This is a genomic window from Neobacillus sp. Fa239 (assembly GCF_055395235.1).
On sequence record NZ_AP041611.1, the window covers coordinates 4191395 to 4207233 of the forward strand.

Annotated in this window: 14 protein-coding genes and 1 pseudogene; 3 read left to right on the forward strand and 12 right to left on the reverse strand. The window is 41.1% G+C overall.

The features are described from left to right. Positions 1-175: 175 nt before the first annotated feature. The 10 genes from alaS to cymR form a co-directional block, all read right to left on the reverse strand. On the reverse strand, positions 176-2809 hold the full coding sequence (alaS, locus tag ACZ5XR_RS20780; RefSeq protein WP_464498343.1) for an alanine--tRNA ligase: 2634 nt from the start codon (positions 2807-2809) through the stop codon (positions 176-178). Between the two features lie 341 nt (positions 2810-3150). Then, positions 3151-4230: an AI-2E family transporter gene (locus ACZ5XR_RS20785; protein WP_464498344.1), complete on the reverse strand. Its 1080-nt coding sequence runs from the start codon at positions 4228-4230 to the stop codon at positions 3151-3153. Between the two features lie 84 nt (positions 4231-4314). Continuing rightward, positions 4315-4440 carry a YrzQ family protein gene (locus tag ACZ5XR_RS20790; RefSeq protein WP_464502394.1) on the reverse strand — a complete coding sequence of 42 codons (126 nt, stop codon included), beginning with the start codon at positions 4438-4440 and terminating at the stop codon, positions 4315-4317. A 32-nt stretch (positions 4441-4472) separates the two neighbouring features. Next, positions 4473-4664 (reverse strand): hypothetical protein, encoded by a 192-nt coding sequence (locus ACZ5XR_RS20795; protein ID WP_464498345.1) that lies wholly within the window; start codon positions 4662-4664, stop codon positions 4473-4475. Between the two features lie 11 nt (positions 4665-4675). Then, positions 4676-5152, reverse strand: coding sequence for a PRC-barrel domain-containing protein (locus ACZ5XR_RS20800; protein ID WP_464498346.1), 477 nt, complete (start codon positions 5150-5152; stop codon positions 4676-4678). Between the two features lie 37 nt (positions 5153-5189). Further along, a complete protein-coding gene (recD2, locus tag ACZ5XR_RS20805; protein WP_464498347.1) occupies positions 5190-7601 on the reverse strand; it encodes an SF1B family DNA helicase RecD2 in 2412 nt (803 codons plus the stop codon). 39 nt (positions 7602-7640) lie between these two features. After that, a complete protein-coding gene (locus ACZ5XR_RS20810; RefSeq protein WP_464498348.1) occupies positions 7641-8294 on the reverse strand; it encodes a tetratricopeptide repeat protein in 654 nt (217 codons plus the stop codon). A gap of 81 nt (positions 8295-8375) precedes the next feature. Beyond that, the gene (gene mnmA / locus ACZ5XR_RS20815) at positions 8376-9494 is read right to left on the reverse strand and encodes a tRNA 2-thiouridine(34) synthase MnmA (RefSeq protein WP_464498349.1); all 1119 of its coding nucleotides are present in this window, start codon (positions 9492-9494) and stop codon (positions 8376-8378) included. Positions 9495-9530: 36 nt separating this feature from the next. Beyond that, a complete protein-coding gene (locus tag ACZ5XR_RS20820) occupies positions 9531-10673 on the reverse strand; it encodes a cysteine desulfurase family protein (protein ID WP_464498350.1) in 1143 nt (380 codons plus the stop codon). A 48-nt stretch (positions 10674-10721) separates the two neighbouring features. Further along, on the reverse strand, positions 10722-11141 hold the full coding sequence (gene cymR / locus ACZ5XR_RS20825) for a cysteine metabolism transcriptional regulator CymR (protein WP_464498351.1): 420 nt from the start codon (positions 11139-11141) through the stop codon (positions 10722-10724). A 146-nt stretch (positions 11142-11287) separates the two neighbouring features. On the opposite strand from cymR, the gene ACZ5XR_RS20830 reads away from it, so the two are divergent. Further along, positions 11288-12562: a replication-associated recombination protein A gene (locus ACZ5XR_RS20830; protein WP_464498352.1), complete on the forward strand. Its 1275-nt coding sequence runs from the start codon at positions 11288-11290 to the stop codon at positions 12560-12562. Between the two features lie 111 nt (positions 12563-12673). Here ACZ5XR_RS20830 and ACZ5XR_RS20835 read toward each other — a convergent pair whose 3' ends face one another. Together ACZ5XR_RS20835 and ACZ5XR_RS20840 are read right to left on the reverse strand one after the other, a co-directional pair. Next, positions 12674-13624: an ABC transporter permease gene (locus tag ACZ5XR_RS20835; protein WP_464498353.1), complete on the reverse strand. Its 951-nt coding sequence runs from the start codon at positions 13622-13624 to the stop codon at positions 12674-12676. Then, positions 13621-14544: an ABC transporter ATP-binding protein gene (locus ACZ5XR_RS20840; RefSeq protein WP_464498354.1), complete on the reverse strand. Its 924-nt coding sequence runs from the start codon at positions 14542-14544 to the stop codon at positions 13621-13623. The genes ACZ5XR_RS20835 and ACZ5XR_RS20840 overlap by 4 nt, the downstream gene beginning before the upstream one ends. A gap of 176 nt (positions 14545-14720) precedes the next feature. On the opposite strand from ACZ5XR_RS20840, the gene ACZ5XR_RS20845 reads away from it, so the two are divergent. Both ACZ5XR_RS20845 and ACZ5XR_RS20850 read left to right on the forward strand, forming a co-directional pair. Then, complete coding sequence (locus ACZ5XR_RS20845; protein WP_464498355.1) at positions 14721-15221, forward strand: Gmad2 immunoglobulin-like domain-containing protein; 501 nt, start codon at positions 14721-14723, stop codon at positions 15219-15221. Positions 15222-15656: 435 nt separating this feature from the next. Next, a pseudogene (locus tag ACZ5XR_RS20850) lies at positions 15657-15728 on the forward strand (hypothetical protein); the annotation flags it as partial. Between the last annotated feature and the right edge of the window lie 111 nt (positions 15729-15839).

Consider the following 15839-nt stretch of genomic DNA (forward strand, 5'->3'; position numbering starts at 1 on the left):
AAGAGAGAATTGTAGTCCAGCTACAGCGCCTAGGAGCTCAGGTCATAAGCCAATCCGTCAAGAAGGTTAAAGAGCAACATTCTCGCCGGCTCGTCTTATGCCTGTCGCCCCTGGGCAAGGCGCTTCCGCTTTTCAAGTATATTTTACCTTCATTGTACACTACTTTGTCCCATTATCAAATGGATTTTACCCATTCCTCGACGATTTGAAGGGCAGAATCTAACTTATCAGGGTCTTTCCCGCCTGCTTGGGCCATATCCGGACGGCCGCCACCGCCTCCGCCGCATCGTGTTGCAACTTCCTTGATTAGTTTTCCTGCATGATAGCCCTTTTCAATTAAATCCTTCGTAACAGCAGAAATCAAATTGACTTTTCCTTCATGAACACTGCCTAAAACAATAACAGCTGAACCCAGCTTCTGCTTCAAGTCATCAGCCATATTTCTTAAGTTGTTCATATCGGCCGCTTGGACCTTTGCGGATAATACCTTGACCCCATCGATTTCTTTTGTATTCTGTACAAGGCTGCCAGCTTCAATATTTCCAAGTTTAGCGGCCAATGATTCATTTTCACGTTGGAGCTGTTTCATTTCCATTGTCAAACCATCGATGCGGCTGACCACATCTTTAGGATTCGTTTTAAGCTTTTCAGCGGCTTCTTTAAGCAGTCCAACCTGTTCATTTAATAAATGATAGGCTGCTTCTCCTGTTACCGCTTCAATTCTCCTTGTACCAGCGCCAATGCCGCCTTCTGACACGATTTTAAATAAACCAATAACAGCTGTATTTGGAACATGGCAGCCGCCGCAAAGCTCAAGGCTATAATCTCCAACACGGACCATGCGGACAATATCGCCATATTTTTCACCAAAGAGTGCCATTGCCCCCATTGCTTTCGCTTCTGCAATAGGCTTTAGGCTGATATCCACTTCGATATTTTTCCAAATTTGCTCATTGACAATTTTTTCAACCTGCTCCAGCTCTTCCGGTTTCACTTGTCCAAAATGGGAAAAGTCAAAGCGTAAACGATCAGGCTCGACTAATGAACCGGCCTGATTAACATGAGGTCCTAACACATCCTTCAATGCTTGATGAAGTAAATGGGTTGCGGTGTGATTTTTAATGATTTTTACGCGATTTTCCCTGTCAATTGTTGCCTTGATTTCTTGATTAACTTTTAATGTTCCAGATTCGACAATTGCTTTATGAAGGTTTTGACCATTTGGTGCTTTTTGGACATCCCTTACTTTAACCATGACGCCCTCACCAGACAATAATCCTCTGTCTGCAATTTGGCCGCCGCTTTCAGCATAAAAAGGTGTTTGATCGAGAATCAACTGAACCTCCTCGCCGCTTTCTGCCGCTTCGACTAACTGGCCGTTTTGGATAATGGCTAAGACAGTAGAGTTGGTTTCAAGATTGTTGTATCCGACAAATTGACTTTCTACCTTCAGTTCCCCAAGCACTGTTCCTTGAACCTGCATCGAGTCAACATCCTGACGAGCTGCTCTTGCCCGTTCACGCTGCTGCTCCATTTCAACTTCAAAGCCTTCATGGTCCACCTTCATGCCATCCTCTTCGGCATACTCTTCCGTTAACTCAACCGGGAACCCGTATGTGTCATAAAGGCGGAAAACATCTGTACCTGGAATGGTCGTACTGCCTTTTTCCTTCTCTTTTTTAATGACACTGGACAAAATGGCCAAGCCTTCGTGAAGAGTTTCGTGGAAGCGTTCTTCTTCATTCTTAATGACTTTTTGAATAAAATCAGTTTTGTCTTTTACTTCCGGATAGAAGTCATGCATGATTTCCCCAACAACGGGAACAAGTTCATACATAAATGGACGATGGATATTGATTTGCTTCGCATAGCGGACAGCGCGGCGGAGCAAGCGGCGTAAAACATAACCGCGGCCTTCATTCGATGGCAGGGCACCATCCCCAACAGCAAAAGCAACCGTTCGAATATGGTCAGCAATTACCTTAAAGGCAACATCCCGTTCTTTATCCTCACCATATTTCACACCTGAAATTTCCTCTGTTGCACGAATGATCGGCATAAATAAATCCGTATCAAAATTGGTGGGTACATTTTGAACAACAGATGCCATTCGTTCGAGACCCATTCCGGTATCAATGTTTTTCTTCGGAAGCGGTGTATAAGTTCCGTCAGGATTATGATTAAATTGTGAAAATACGAGATTCCAAACTTCAAGATAACGTTCATTTTCACCGCCTGGATAGAGTTCCGGGTCAGTTGGATCGTCGCCATATTCCGGTCCACGGTCGTAGAAAATTTCCGAGTTTGGTCCACTTGGGCCTTCCCCAATATCCCAGAAGTTTCCTTCAAGCCGGATAATACGTTCCTCAGGAACTCCAATCTTTTTATTCCAAATTTCATAGGCTTCATCATCTTCTGGATGGATGGTCACAGAAAGAAGCTCCGGGTCAAAGCCAATCCAGTTTTTATCCGTTAAAAACTCCCATGCCCATTCAATCGCTTCCACTTTAAAATATTCACCGATGGAAAAGTTGCCGAGCATTTCGAAAAAAGTATGATGGCGAGCTGTTTTTCCGACATTTTCGATATCATTTGTCCGAATTGATTTTTGGGCATTGGTAATCCTTGGGTTTTCAGGTATTACACGTCCGTCAAAGTATTTTTTTAATGTTGCCACACCGCTGTTGATCCATAGCAATGATGGGTCTTCATGCGGGACAAGTGATGCACTTGGCTCTACCGAATGCCCTTTTTCTTTAAAAAAGTCGAGGAACATTTTGCGAATTTCTGAACCTTTTAAATTCTTCATTTGTTTAAACCTCCTTATATATTTAAAAAAGAATACAAAAAAGCCCTCATCCCTAAAAACAGGGACGAGAGCTATCCTCGCGGTACCACCCTGATTATGAATACTTATATCCGTACTCATCTCTCAAAGCTGCCTTAACGCGGCAATAACGACAGTGATTAGCTGCACTCTGGACTAGCTTTCTGTTATCCTTCATCTAGAGCTTCTTTCAGCCTGTGGAAGCTCCTCTCTTTTACGCAATATGCGTTATAGATGGACTATAACATACTTGATCCTTCAACATTTTAAACTGGTATTCTATAACACGAATTATAGCTATCGTTAAATTGTTTGTCAATTAATCATGGAGCTGTTCCTCCGGAATTTTTGTGAATAAAGTGATTTTTCGCATGGATGACACCCACTTTAAGGACAACCAGGCAAGGTACGGCCACAATTAGCCCAATCACTCCGCCAATCTCCCCGCCCGCGGTAATGGCTAACATAATCAAGAGCGGATGCATATGCAGGCTTTTGCCGAAAATATAAGGAGATAATATATTCCCCTCAAGAAATTGGAGGACGATGATAATTCCGACGGTGATGATGACTAATTTTACCGAGACGGTTGCCGCAATAACAACTGCTGGTAGTGCTCCAATAATGGGACCAAAATAGGGGATCACATCGGTAATCCCTACTAAAAACCCCAAAAGCAATGGATATCTTAAATGAAATATCCAAAAAAACAAGGTTGCGGCGCCGCCTATTACCACACATACAAGAAGCTGCCCTCTAATATAGCTTCCAAGCGACTCATCCACATCCTTTAAGAAACGGGCACCTTGCTGCCGCCATTTCTTTGGGGTCATATACCAGACAAAGCGTTTGATGAGGTGGAAATCCTTCAACATATAAAAAGCGAGAAATGGAATGATCATAATGACTAATGCTGAGTTGAGAAACTTTAGTAAGATGCCAACCATAATGGTTAGCAGCGAATCTAATTTTGCCTCAAATGCGTCAATTCCATCATTCATTTTCCCTTGCAGACCATCCGGCCATGCCTTGGTATGGGATTGAAGCATTTCGATCCACTTCCGGTATTGCTCTGCAAAAACAGGGGCACTTTCAGAAAGATCCCTTAATTGGGCAATAAAAGCAGGAATCCCTTTATAGAGGCCAAAACTAAGTCCCCCAAAAAAAAGAAAATAAATGAGAAAAATAGCCAGTCCGCGATGCATCCCTTTTTCATGGATTTTCTCCACAATCGGGTGCAGTAAATAGGTGATAAAGCCGGAAATCAAAAAAGGTAAAATAATATAGAATGCAACCTTTAATATTGGCAGCCAAACAAAACGGATTTTCAAGAAAACATAAATGGCAATTAATAAAAGGAGTATAAAACCAATCCGATAAAACCATTTCAACCGAATATCCAATGCACCTGCCTCCTTTTTGTTAGTGTTAGAGACGAGACATGGAAATATTCATACAAAAGAGGATGACAGTGTCATCCTCTTCCATTAAAAGATTGCACGCTTTACTTTCTTTTGAATTCGTTTCATATTGCGGGAGGACATCAGGTTATTACGTTGAGCAATATTGTACGCTGCCATCCCTGCACCAAAAGCAACAACAGTGGTCATCATCTTATTCAATACGTTTCACCTCTTCATCAATTTTAAAGAGTGTAACGACGTTGTTCTTCTTCAAACAAATCATCCAACGAACTGAGTGTTCCATCTTCCTCAACCTGATGGGTATTAATGATTCCTTTAGCAAGTGACAGCTCTATAAAACAATTCCAGCAATAATATTGATTGATGCCGATTTTACCAATATCCTTGCTTTGACAATTGGGACACTTTAACATGAAAAGACACCTCACGTTTGATCAACATCTACGACGATGGCATCCTTTCCAATCGCTGGGGGTCTCCCGGATGGAATGACTTGTTTCCCTTCCGTGATATCCGAAAAGAAGCCATCCGTAATTTCGTACCCTACGATTGTGCCCAATTCTTCATGAAAATATACATCTTTTAACATTCCAAGCGATTCTCCACTCTTCGAGAGCAGCAGCTTTCCTTCAAGGGAATGTTGATGGGAAAGAGTATAATCAGGAATTGCCTTAAGCTTTTCCAAGCAACTGGTATCATCAATCATCACCCCGTCATAGCCGAAGGAAGTGACATCCTCAATGCTTAAAAATAAGGTTTGTTTGAGGAAAACGCCTTTTTTAATTAAGAGACCTGAGACGAATCCTTCACCTGTAATACACAGGTCACAAACCTCACCTATCTTTGTCCCGGTTTTCGCTTCAAAAATGGGTTGATTTTTCAATAAAGAATATGTTCTCAAAAGAGTAGCCCCCACCTCCTTAGGAACATTTATAGTTTCAGTCATTTACAGCAAAATCATAAGGAGAAACGTTTTCCATTCCGATCATCGGATCTACGCTCATTAGCATTTCTTCGAGAGATAAATTTTCCGTAGAGCTCTCTAACAGCACATCCCCGGTTTTGACCGGGATCGATTCCTGGAGTTTTTGACATAATGTAGTTTGGCGATTTTGTTCATCCGCTTTTTCTACCCCCATGCGAAGTGCATCCTCTTCCCCGCAAAGGATTAAGAATTGCTTGCTTCGTGTAATCGCAGTATAGATTAAATTTCTCCGCAGCATCCGGTAATAGCTTCTTGTTACCGGCAGAATGACAATTGGAAATTCACTACCTTGCGATTTGTGAACAGAGCAGCAGTAGGCATGGGTAATTTGATTTAAATCTTGACGAGTATAGGACACTTCATTGCCTTCAAATGAAATAAGGATCATGTCTTGTTTTTCCGTATTTTCTTTTGCATAAAAAACGGAAATAATTTCTCCGATATCGCCGTTAAACACATTATCTTCCGGCTTATTTACAAGCTGCAGCACTTTATCGCCTATACGATATTTTACATCGCCAAAGGCAATCTCTTTCCTCGTCCCATCAGGATTAGGATTAAAGATTTCTTGCAGTAATACATTTAAACGGTCAATTCCTGCCGGCCCCCGGTACATCGGGGCTAATACTTGAATATCCTTAGCAGCGAAGCCTTTATTCTTCGCATTGAGGGCTACTTTTTCCACTACATTTGCCACTTGCGCGGAGTTACATTTAATAAAGGAACGGTCAGGCTGTTGAACCGAGATGTCTGCAGGTAAGTACCCTTTTTTAATATCATGGGCCAGGTCAATGATCGAAGATCCTTCTGCCTGCCGATAAATATCCGTTAGCCTGACTGTTGGAATTCGTTCAGATCTTAATAAATCCTTCAGCACCTGTCCCGGACCAACAGATGGCAATTGATCCTCATCACCGACAAGAATGACTTGAATATTTTCCGGAAGAGACTTAAATAATTGATTGGCAAGCCATATATCAAGCATGGACGTTTCATCCACGATGATTATTTTTCCCTCAAGCGTGCTTGCCTCATCGCGGTCAAACCCTTCTGAACCGGTAAAACCAAGCAAACGGTGAATCGTAACGGCTGGGAGTCCGGTCGATTCACTCATCCGTTTAGCCGCCCTTCCTGTCGGTGCAGCCAACAAAAAGGGAAAAGCTTCATCTTTTTTATAATAATCCTTTGGGTCTAATGAACAGCCATGCAGTTCACCATATAGCTCAACAATCCCCTTAATAACGGTGGTTTTCCCTGTCCCTGGACCACCGGTTAAGATTAACATCGGTGACATTAAAGCCGTCTGAATGGCTTCCCTTTGGGTCGGGGCATACTGAACCTGAAGCCTTTCCTCCAAGCTTCCCAATGCAAGTAAAAACTCTGATTCGGGAAATTGCTCCTGATACTCCGTTTGCTCCAATATCCGATTAATGCTCGTCACAAGCCCTTTTTCCGCATAAAATAACGACGGCAAATAAACTCGCTTGTCTTCGCCAATTATTTTTCCCTCTTCTTCAAGCTTAATGATTTCATTAGAAATATCGATAAATTCAATTTGATCACGCTTATTCTCTTCAAGAAGACTTTTAGCTCTAATCAGTAAATCCTTAACCTGCAAATAGACATGGCCGGTTTGAACACTTTCTGTTTCAAGTGTATACAGGCATGCTGCTTTAAGGCGGTCCGGATGATTCCCGGAAATACCGAGTTGATAGCCGAGCTCATCCGCCCGTCCAAATCCAATACCTTCAATGTCCTCTACAAGCTGATAGGGATTCTTTTGAATAATATCGAGTGTATCGTCCTTATAGGCTTGATAAATCCGCATAGATATTTGCGGTCCAAAGCCGTATTGATTTAAAGCAACCATTACCTGTTCAAGCCCCTGATGCTCCATTAACGTATCATAAAGCATTTTGGCCTTATCAGGAGGAAGCTTTGGAATGGTGTCAAGCAATGAAGGCTCGTTTAGAATTTTGGAGATCGCATTTTCACCTAATATTTCAACAATTTTTTCGGCCGTTTTCTTTCCAATCCCTTTAAACATTTCACTTGATAAATAACTGACGACCCCCTGTTTGGTTTGGGGGATGTCCTTTCGGAAATGTTTGGTCTGGAACTGCAGGCCAAATTTGGGATGGTCCTTGAATTCCCCGAAGAAAATATAGGTTTCCTGTTCGTGGATTTTTGGAAAATAACCGGTTATTACGGCTTCCTTGTCATCATATTGATCGTTTGTTTCTTCCACCCGAATCCTAAGGACCGTATAAAGATTTTGCTCATTATGAAAAATGGTGACCAGGTGCTTGCCTTTGACAAACTTCCCTTGTTCCGCAAATAAATCCAGTGAGTCCTGCTTGTCCATGTTTGCTCCCTCCTCCCAAGGCAATTTAGTTAAAGTTATTTAATTTTCGTTCTCCATTAATTTTTTGCCATAGCCGGCAAGAACGTGATCAGGTTGAATTTCCAGCGCTTTGTTAAACATCTTGATTGCTTGTGCAGGATCTTCTTTAAAGCCGTAGGCAACCCCTAAGTTATAAAAGGCATCGGAATGCGTCGGATCCAGCTGGACACATTTTTCTAATTGAACGATTGTCTCGTCAAGCAATTCCAATTGGGCAAGACATAGTCCATATTGAAACCGGGCTTCCGAATCATTTGCATTCAATTCAACGCTTCTTTGTAAATAAGGTAGAGCATACTTTCCTTGCTCTAATTGCATCAATGCCATACCCAGCATGAAAAAATTATCACTTGTTTCAAGTCCTTTTTTCATTGCCATTTCAAACATATTTTTGGCTTCGTCGAAAATTTCTTGACTAAAATAGATATTACCTGCACTGTAATAGGCAGCTGCGGTATTTTCATCTATATCAATGGCCTTTTGATAAAATTTTAAGGCTTTTTCATCGTCTCCAATAGCGGAAAGAACATTTCCAAAATTTATGTATGCGACCGGGTCCTTGGGGTTCTCTTCGATTGCTTCATTAAAAGCCTTCGCAGCCTCTTCCCAATTGCCTTCTTGCATGTATTGTACTCCTAATTGGTTTTTGTCCACAATTCTCAGCTCCAATCTAATGAAAGTATATCATAATCCAAACAGAAAAGAGGCTGCCCATTGGGAAAGCCTCTTATCCTTTTATCCAACATATGTCAGACGTTCATCGTTTTTATATACTTCATCAATCGTACCGCCGCCAAGGCATTCGTCACCATTGTAAAAAACAACCGCTTGTCCTGGTGTGATGGCTCTGATTGGTTCATGGAAAATAATTTTCGCCTTATTGCCATCAAGCAGGTTAACCGTGACTTTATGGTCTTCTTGACGATAGCGGAATTTAGCGGTGCATTCAAACGCTTCCGGTTTTTCTTTATTGGATACCCAGCTGATTCCGTCAGCAATAATCGAGTCCGAATATAATTTTTCATTATGAAAGCCTTGACCTACATAAAGAATATTTCGCTTTAAATCTTTGCCAATTGCAAACCAAGGCTCACCTGAACCGCCAATACCCAAGCCATGGCGCTGTCCAATTGTATGATACATGAGCCCGTCATGTTTTCCCATTACCTTGCCTTCAAGCGTTTCCATTCTGCCTGGCTGTGCAGGGAGATAGTGACCTAAAAATTCTTTAAAATTCCGTTCGCCAATGAAACAGATTCCCGTACTGTCCTTTTTCGTTGCTGTTGCTAAATTCGCTTCCTTTGCAATTTCCCTTACTTTCGATTTCTCAAGATTTCCAATTGGAAACATAACTTTGCTAAGCTGTTCCTGGGTCAATTGGTTTAAGAAATAGGTCTGATCTTTGTTTTCATCGCGACCGCGAAGCATTTTGTATTCGCCGTCCCTATATTCTACCTGAGCATAATGGCCTGTAGCCAGATAATCTGCTCCTAAATTTAGTGCATGCTCTAAAAATGCCTTAAATTTAATTTCTTTATTGCACATAACATCAGGATTCGGCGTCCTTCCTGCCCGATACTCATCAAGAAAATAAGTAAAAACCTTGTCCCAATATTGTTTTTCAAAATTGACCGCATAATAAGGAATGCCAATTTGGTTACAGACACGGATGACATCATTATAATCTTCTGTCGCGGTACAAACGCCAAATTCGTCCGTATCATCCCAGTTTTTCATGAATATGCCGATTACATCATACCCTTGCTGCTTTAACATATAAGCAGCAACAGAAGAGTCTACACCGCCGGACATGCCGACAACTACTCTTGTTTTGCCAGGGTCTTTCTTTTCCATCAAATTTCACCTCACTTTACATTTACGATGATGGATTTATTTTTTTAAGCGTAAAACGATTCTGGCCGTTTCATCAGCGGCTTTGGCAACCTGTTCGGAAGTGGTTTCTAAGCCGAAGCTAAAGCGGATGGAATTGGTTAATCGCTCTGATTCTTTGCCAAACATGGCGACAAGCACATGTGATGGTTCAATGGAACCTGCTGTACAGGCTGATCCGCTTGAGACAGCAATCCCGGCCAAATCAAGATTGACGAGCATGGACTCGACATTTGTGCCAGGAAAACTTAAGTTTAATACATGCGGCAAGGAATGTTCAAGTAATCCGTTTATGGTAAACTCTACATTTTGTTCCTGCAGCCTTTGAAGAAAAAGGCCCTTAAAACTGTTATACGTTTCCCTTTTTAAAGCCCGCTCCTCATTGGCAATGATAACAGCCTCACGGAACCCGCAAATGGAGGCAACATTTTCGGTACCAGCACGCCGTTTTCTTTCTTGCTCACCACCAAAAATGCGCGGAGCTAGTTTCACATTTTCCCGTGCATACAAAAATCCGATTCCTTTTGGACCATTAATTTTATGGGCTGAAACCGATAATAAATCGATAAAGCTTTCATTAACATTTATTTTTTCAATTCCATAGGCCTGAACCGCATCGGTGTGAAAAATGGCCTGATGTTCTTTTAAAAGCTGGCCAATTTCCATTATCGGCTGAATGGAACCAACTTCATTATTACCGTACATAATGGAAACTAGAATAGTATCTTCTCTCAATGCCTCCTGAAGATCAGCAATTGAAATTCTCCCTGAATCATCAACAGGCAGATAAGTAACCTCATAGCCCATTCTTTCAAGTTTATTACATGTGTGAAGGACAGCATGATGTTCAATTTGTGTGCTGATAATATGCTTTCCCTTCTGCTGATAGCTTTCAGCCACCCCTAATAAGGCCAAATTATCTGCTTCCGTTCCGCCGCTGGTAAAAATAATTTCATTCTCTTTTGCGCCGATACTCCGAGCTAAGGTTTCACGTGCAACATCAATTAGATGCCGGGCCTCTCTGCCATAAGAATGAATGCTCGAAGGATTTCCGAATGATTCATTCATTACCTTCATCATTTTTTCAATGACCCTTGGGTGCATAGGGGATGTTGCGGCATGATCAAGATAAATTCGTTCCATTATTTAAACACCTTCTATCAAAATAATTCTCCATTGTTACTTTTGACATTAAATATAAAACATATAAGCATCTGATTCGCCATCTTCACTATGGCTCGCTAAATCTTCCAAAGTGGTATTATCGAGTACATCCTTAATAGCATCACGAATACGAATCCAAAGCTCTCGTTTCGCTGGCTCCTCGTCTTCAATTCCTTCTACCGGTGTAATTGGACCTTCAAGAACGCGAATAACATCACCTGCTGTAATGTTTGTCGGAACGTCCGCTAAAATATAACCGCCATATGCGCCGCGGATACTTTTTACCAATCCGGCATTCCGTAATGGTGAAATCAATTGCTCCAAATAATGCTCAGATAATTCATTTGCCTGGGCAATGGTTTTCAGTGATATTGGTCCATCACCGTATTTTTTTGCAAGCTCAATCATAATCGTGAGACCGTATCTTCCCTTTGTTGATATTTTCATTTATTTACACTCCTATTTGATTTATGCTAGTATTCATTTATTTTAATTTAAAATTCACAGTAATATGATAGGCATTAGATATTATAGCACAATGTCCATTAATATGAGAAAATGTTGTCGATAAACAATTATTGGAGAGATGTAGTATGCAGCAAAAACCGCTAGCATTTCGAATGCGTCCAAGAACGATTGAAGAGGTCGTAGGTCAGCAGCATCTTGTTGCTGACGGCAAGATTATCGCCAGAATGGTCAAAGCCAAACAGTTAACATCGATGATTTTATATGGTCCTCCAGGAATTGGAAAAACCTCAATTGCCAGTGCCATTGCAGGCAGTACAAAATACGCCTTTCGCACACTGAATGCCGTAACCAATAATAAAAAGGATATGGAAATTGTGGCCGCAGAGGCCAAGATGTCCGGGAAAGTCATATTATTGCTGGATGAGGTCCATCGACTTGATAAAGCGAAGCAGGATTTTCTGCTTCCATACTTAGAAAACGGATTAATTACCTTAATAGGGGCCACGACCAGTAACCCCTATCATGCCATCAATCCAGCCATACGGAGCAGGTGCCAGATTTTCGAGCTGAAACCGCCGGAACCGGATGAGGTGAAAACAGCATTAGACCGTGCTTTGAAGGATGAAGAGCGCGGTTTTGGAAATATTGACATAGTGGTATCGGGCGATGCCATGAACCATTTTGCGAGTGGTTCCAACGGGGATGTACGAAGTGCTTTAAACGCTCTTGAACTTGCGGTTCTTTCGAGCGATAACGAAGCAGATGGGTCTATCCGTATCGATTTAGCAACAGCAGAAGAATGTTTACAAAAGAAAAGCTTTGCTGCAGATAAAGATGGGGATGGGCATTATGATGTGGTGTCCGCTTTCCAAAAATCAATTCGCGGCAGTGATGTAGATGCCGCCCTTCACTATCTTGGGCGGTTAATTGAGGCGGGCGACCTTCCGAGTATCAGCAGAAGATTGCTAGTTATCGCCTATGAGGATATCGGTCTTGCCAGTCCCCAAGCTGGAGCTAGGACACTTGCCGCCATTGAAACGGCTGAACGAATCGGCTTTCCTGAGGCAAGAATTCCCCTCGCTAACGCCGTAATTGAATTGTGCCTTTCACCAAAATCCAATTCGGCTGTTTTAGCCATCCAGGCAGCACTGGATGATATCCAAAAAGGAAATATTGGCGAAGTTCCTGACCATTTAAAGGACGCCCATTATAAAGGAGCAAAAGAGCTCGGAAGAGGAATTGACTATTTATATCCGCACAATTATGAATCAGGCTGGGTACCACAGCAATACTTGCCGAACCGTTTGAAAAACAAACAATATTATCAGCCGAAAAAGACCGGTAAGTTTGAACAAGCTCTTGCTGGTGTCTATGAAAAACTTCATAGCAGCAAAAAATAAGGCTGTCTTAAAAAAAAGGGTCAGACCCCACAACGTTAATATATTGCTTAAAAGCGGCAATATATTAGGTGTTGAGCGAGGGGGTCAGACCCTTTTTGAGATATTGTTACACTAAGCGGCAACGTCTCTCTTTTTGAAAATAAAAAAGGCGAGAAGTTGGAAAATAACAAAGTAAATGATTAACATCGTCACAGAAAAAGCAATGGTCATCCCATTCACCATTGGAGTTCCGTCGAAATATTGCATTAAATCGGTATTGGCAAACAAAATATACTTTGCCCATGAAAATTTCAAGGCGAGTAACTGGGTTAAACTACTCCCTGTAAACATTAAAAAGATTGATAACCCTATTGCAAGCGAGCTGTTTCTGAATACAGATGAGATCATAAATGCCATCGTGGCCAGCATGATCATTGTAATGGAGTTTAATCCATAATAAATCATTAAATGAACAACGATATTCTGCTCCGTTACAGCCCCGTTATCATATGCTAAGTATGGGACGGCTTTGTCCGGCATTCCAAAGAAAATCGCTCCGATAGCTGTGGAATAGACAAATAATATCACCAGCAGGAATAGCGCAAACAATAATAAAGTAAGATACTTTGATAGTAATATTTTACTTCTGTTAATTGGGCGAATTAATAGCAGCTTGATTGTACCCCAATTAAATTCGCTCGCAACAATTCCCGCAGAAACGATGATCGTAAACAATCCGGCCAAAGAAATAAGCTGGGATGCATCCTGAACAAATGTCCACACATCATAGCTATTTTGCGGCGGATAATTATGTTTAATGCGGTATTCGTTGATCGCAATGGTTTTTTGATAGTACTGTTTCTCTACTTTCGTGCCACTATTTTCAACCTGTTTCTTAAGAGACGAGTTTTCCTGCTTTAAGTTTTGCACCCAATTTTTATCTATGGCTGCATTCTTTCCGACATCTTGATATTTGAAAATACCCGCAGCAATGGATGCAGCGACAATTAAAATAGCAATCATTACATATGTTCCCGGTCGTTTAAAAATCTTCATCCATTCATTTTTTATTAAGTTTATCATGATTGAACAGCCTCCTTTTCAGCCGTCACTTCAAGGAAGCGATCCTCTAACGTTTTTGACACTTCTTTTATGCCAAAAACTTGAACGTCTGCTTCGACTAGCAATTTAACCAATTTCGGAATTTCCTCTTTCGCCAGCTGGGCTGAAAGGCCATTTCGCGACCTGGTAAGCGGAACATTGGGAAACTGGGTCTTGATGATGTCTTGGGCCTTTTCACTCGGAATTACCTCCAGTTCAAACGCCAATTCTTGCCCGTGAACAAAATCCTGCACAAGCTGAACATCAACTAACCGGCCATTTTGAATAATTCCAATTCGGTCGCACATCATTTCCATTTCCGATAGCAAATGGCTTGAAACGATGACCGCCATGTTTTTTTCTCTTGCCAGGAGCCTGATATAATCGCGAATTTCCCTAATGCCAGCAGGGTCCAGTCCGTTCGTCGGCTCATCGAGGATCAGCACCTCCGGGTCATGCAGCAGACATTGGGCTAATCCCAACCTTTGTCTCATCCCTAAAGAATAAGTTTTGACTTTATCATTTATCCGGGCCGTTAAACCGACAAGCTCCACAACCTCTGCTATTTTTTCTTTTGTAACTACTTTAGTCATCCGTGCATAATGTACAAGGTTTTGGTACCCACTTAAGAATTTATACATTTCCGGATTTTCTACAATCGCGCCCACATGGCGTACGGCATCTTCAAAATGACTAGTAATACTCGATCCGCCAATGGTGATATCACCCGAAGTAATTCCCATCAAGCCGACAATCATTCGAATCGTTGTCGTTTTTCCAGCTCCATTTGGTCCTAAGAACCCAAAAACCTCTCCTTTGTTCACCTGAAAGCTGATTTTATCGATTATTGTTCTCCCTTTTATCACCTTGGTTACATCTTTTAATTCAACAATCGTTTCCAAATCGTCGAATCCCCCTCTCTCTCATTACACCAGTTTACCTTATTTTTGGAAAATTTTCCTGTTTTTTATTATAGGCTATACTCATTTTGTTAAAAAACGGCTCCCGTATGAGTTTCTTCTAAGACCAGGGGCTGAGTAAAATGCATTTGAATATAATGTAATAAGGAGGTGAGTCAATGAAAATATCAACATTATTAATGCTATGCATAATTCTTCTTTTAGGATTAATCGCTTATAGTTTAGGGGTTCGGGTACATGTGGATGTAAAGCAGAAGCCGACTGTCGTGGAACATGGGACCAATAAACCTCCAAAAGGAACTAAAACTTCCTCAAATGAAACGGACCAAGGTACTAAAAATCCTCCGAAAGTGACAGAACCGAAAAAATATCATAACAATTCTTTCAGAAACGTGGTCGTTTCAGAAAAAGCCGGGAAAATTATTGTTAAAGGGCAGGCAAGAGTATTTGAGGGTGTTTTTCAATACAGGTTAAAAGCAGGCAATGAAACCGTCCTTCAAGATCGTTATCAAACTGCAGGCGCTCCTGCATGGGGAGACTTTGAAATCTCCATTAATCAATCGCTGGCAGATAAAACGGGAGCAACATTCGAGCTATTTGTGTATTCAGCCAAAGATGGTTCTGAAATTGATAATTTAGCAATACCGTTAAATAAATGAGAGTGAGTGCCCAATTTTTGCGGCACTCTCTTTTCTTTCGTGGAAAAAGTTAACATTTTGTTCATTGGTTTACTGAACTCTTCTCTTGTAAAATTAATTTGATATCTTTAGAGAGGATGCGATTTATGCAAATTTTAAGGCCGCGTTCTGAGTCAAAAGAACTATTAACTTTGAGATGTTTAAACATACGAATGGATTTATCCCCAAATGATTTGAATCATTATTTAAGGCTTGAAAAGGGCTATCAAGGAGAGGTGATGTTTGATCAGCTTACAGATAAGCTCGAAAACGACATGTATGTTTTAAGAAATTTGTGCCTCGAAGTTAACAACTCAGAATTCCAAATTGATACCTTAATCATTTTTCAAGAAACCCTTTTTCCTTTGCGAAGTAAAAAATTTTGAGTGGGATTATGTTTACGATCCCGAAACGGAAAGCTTTAAAACTGTAGCAAATAATGAAATATTAAATCCTTTGGATCAAATAAATCGTACAAAGACACTACTTCGAAAGCTGCTCCAAAATCATGGATACCATATCCCTATCGAAAGCAATGTAATCTTTGTTAACCCCGAATTTACATTGTATAAAGCCCCACAAAACAAACCAATCGTTTTA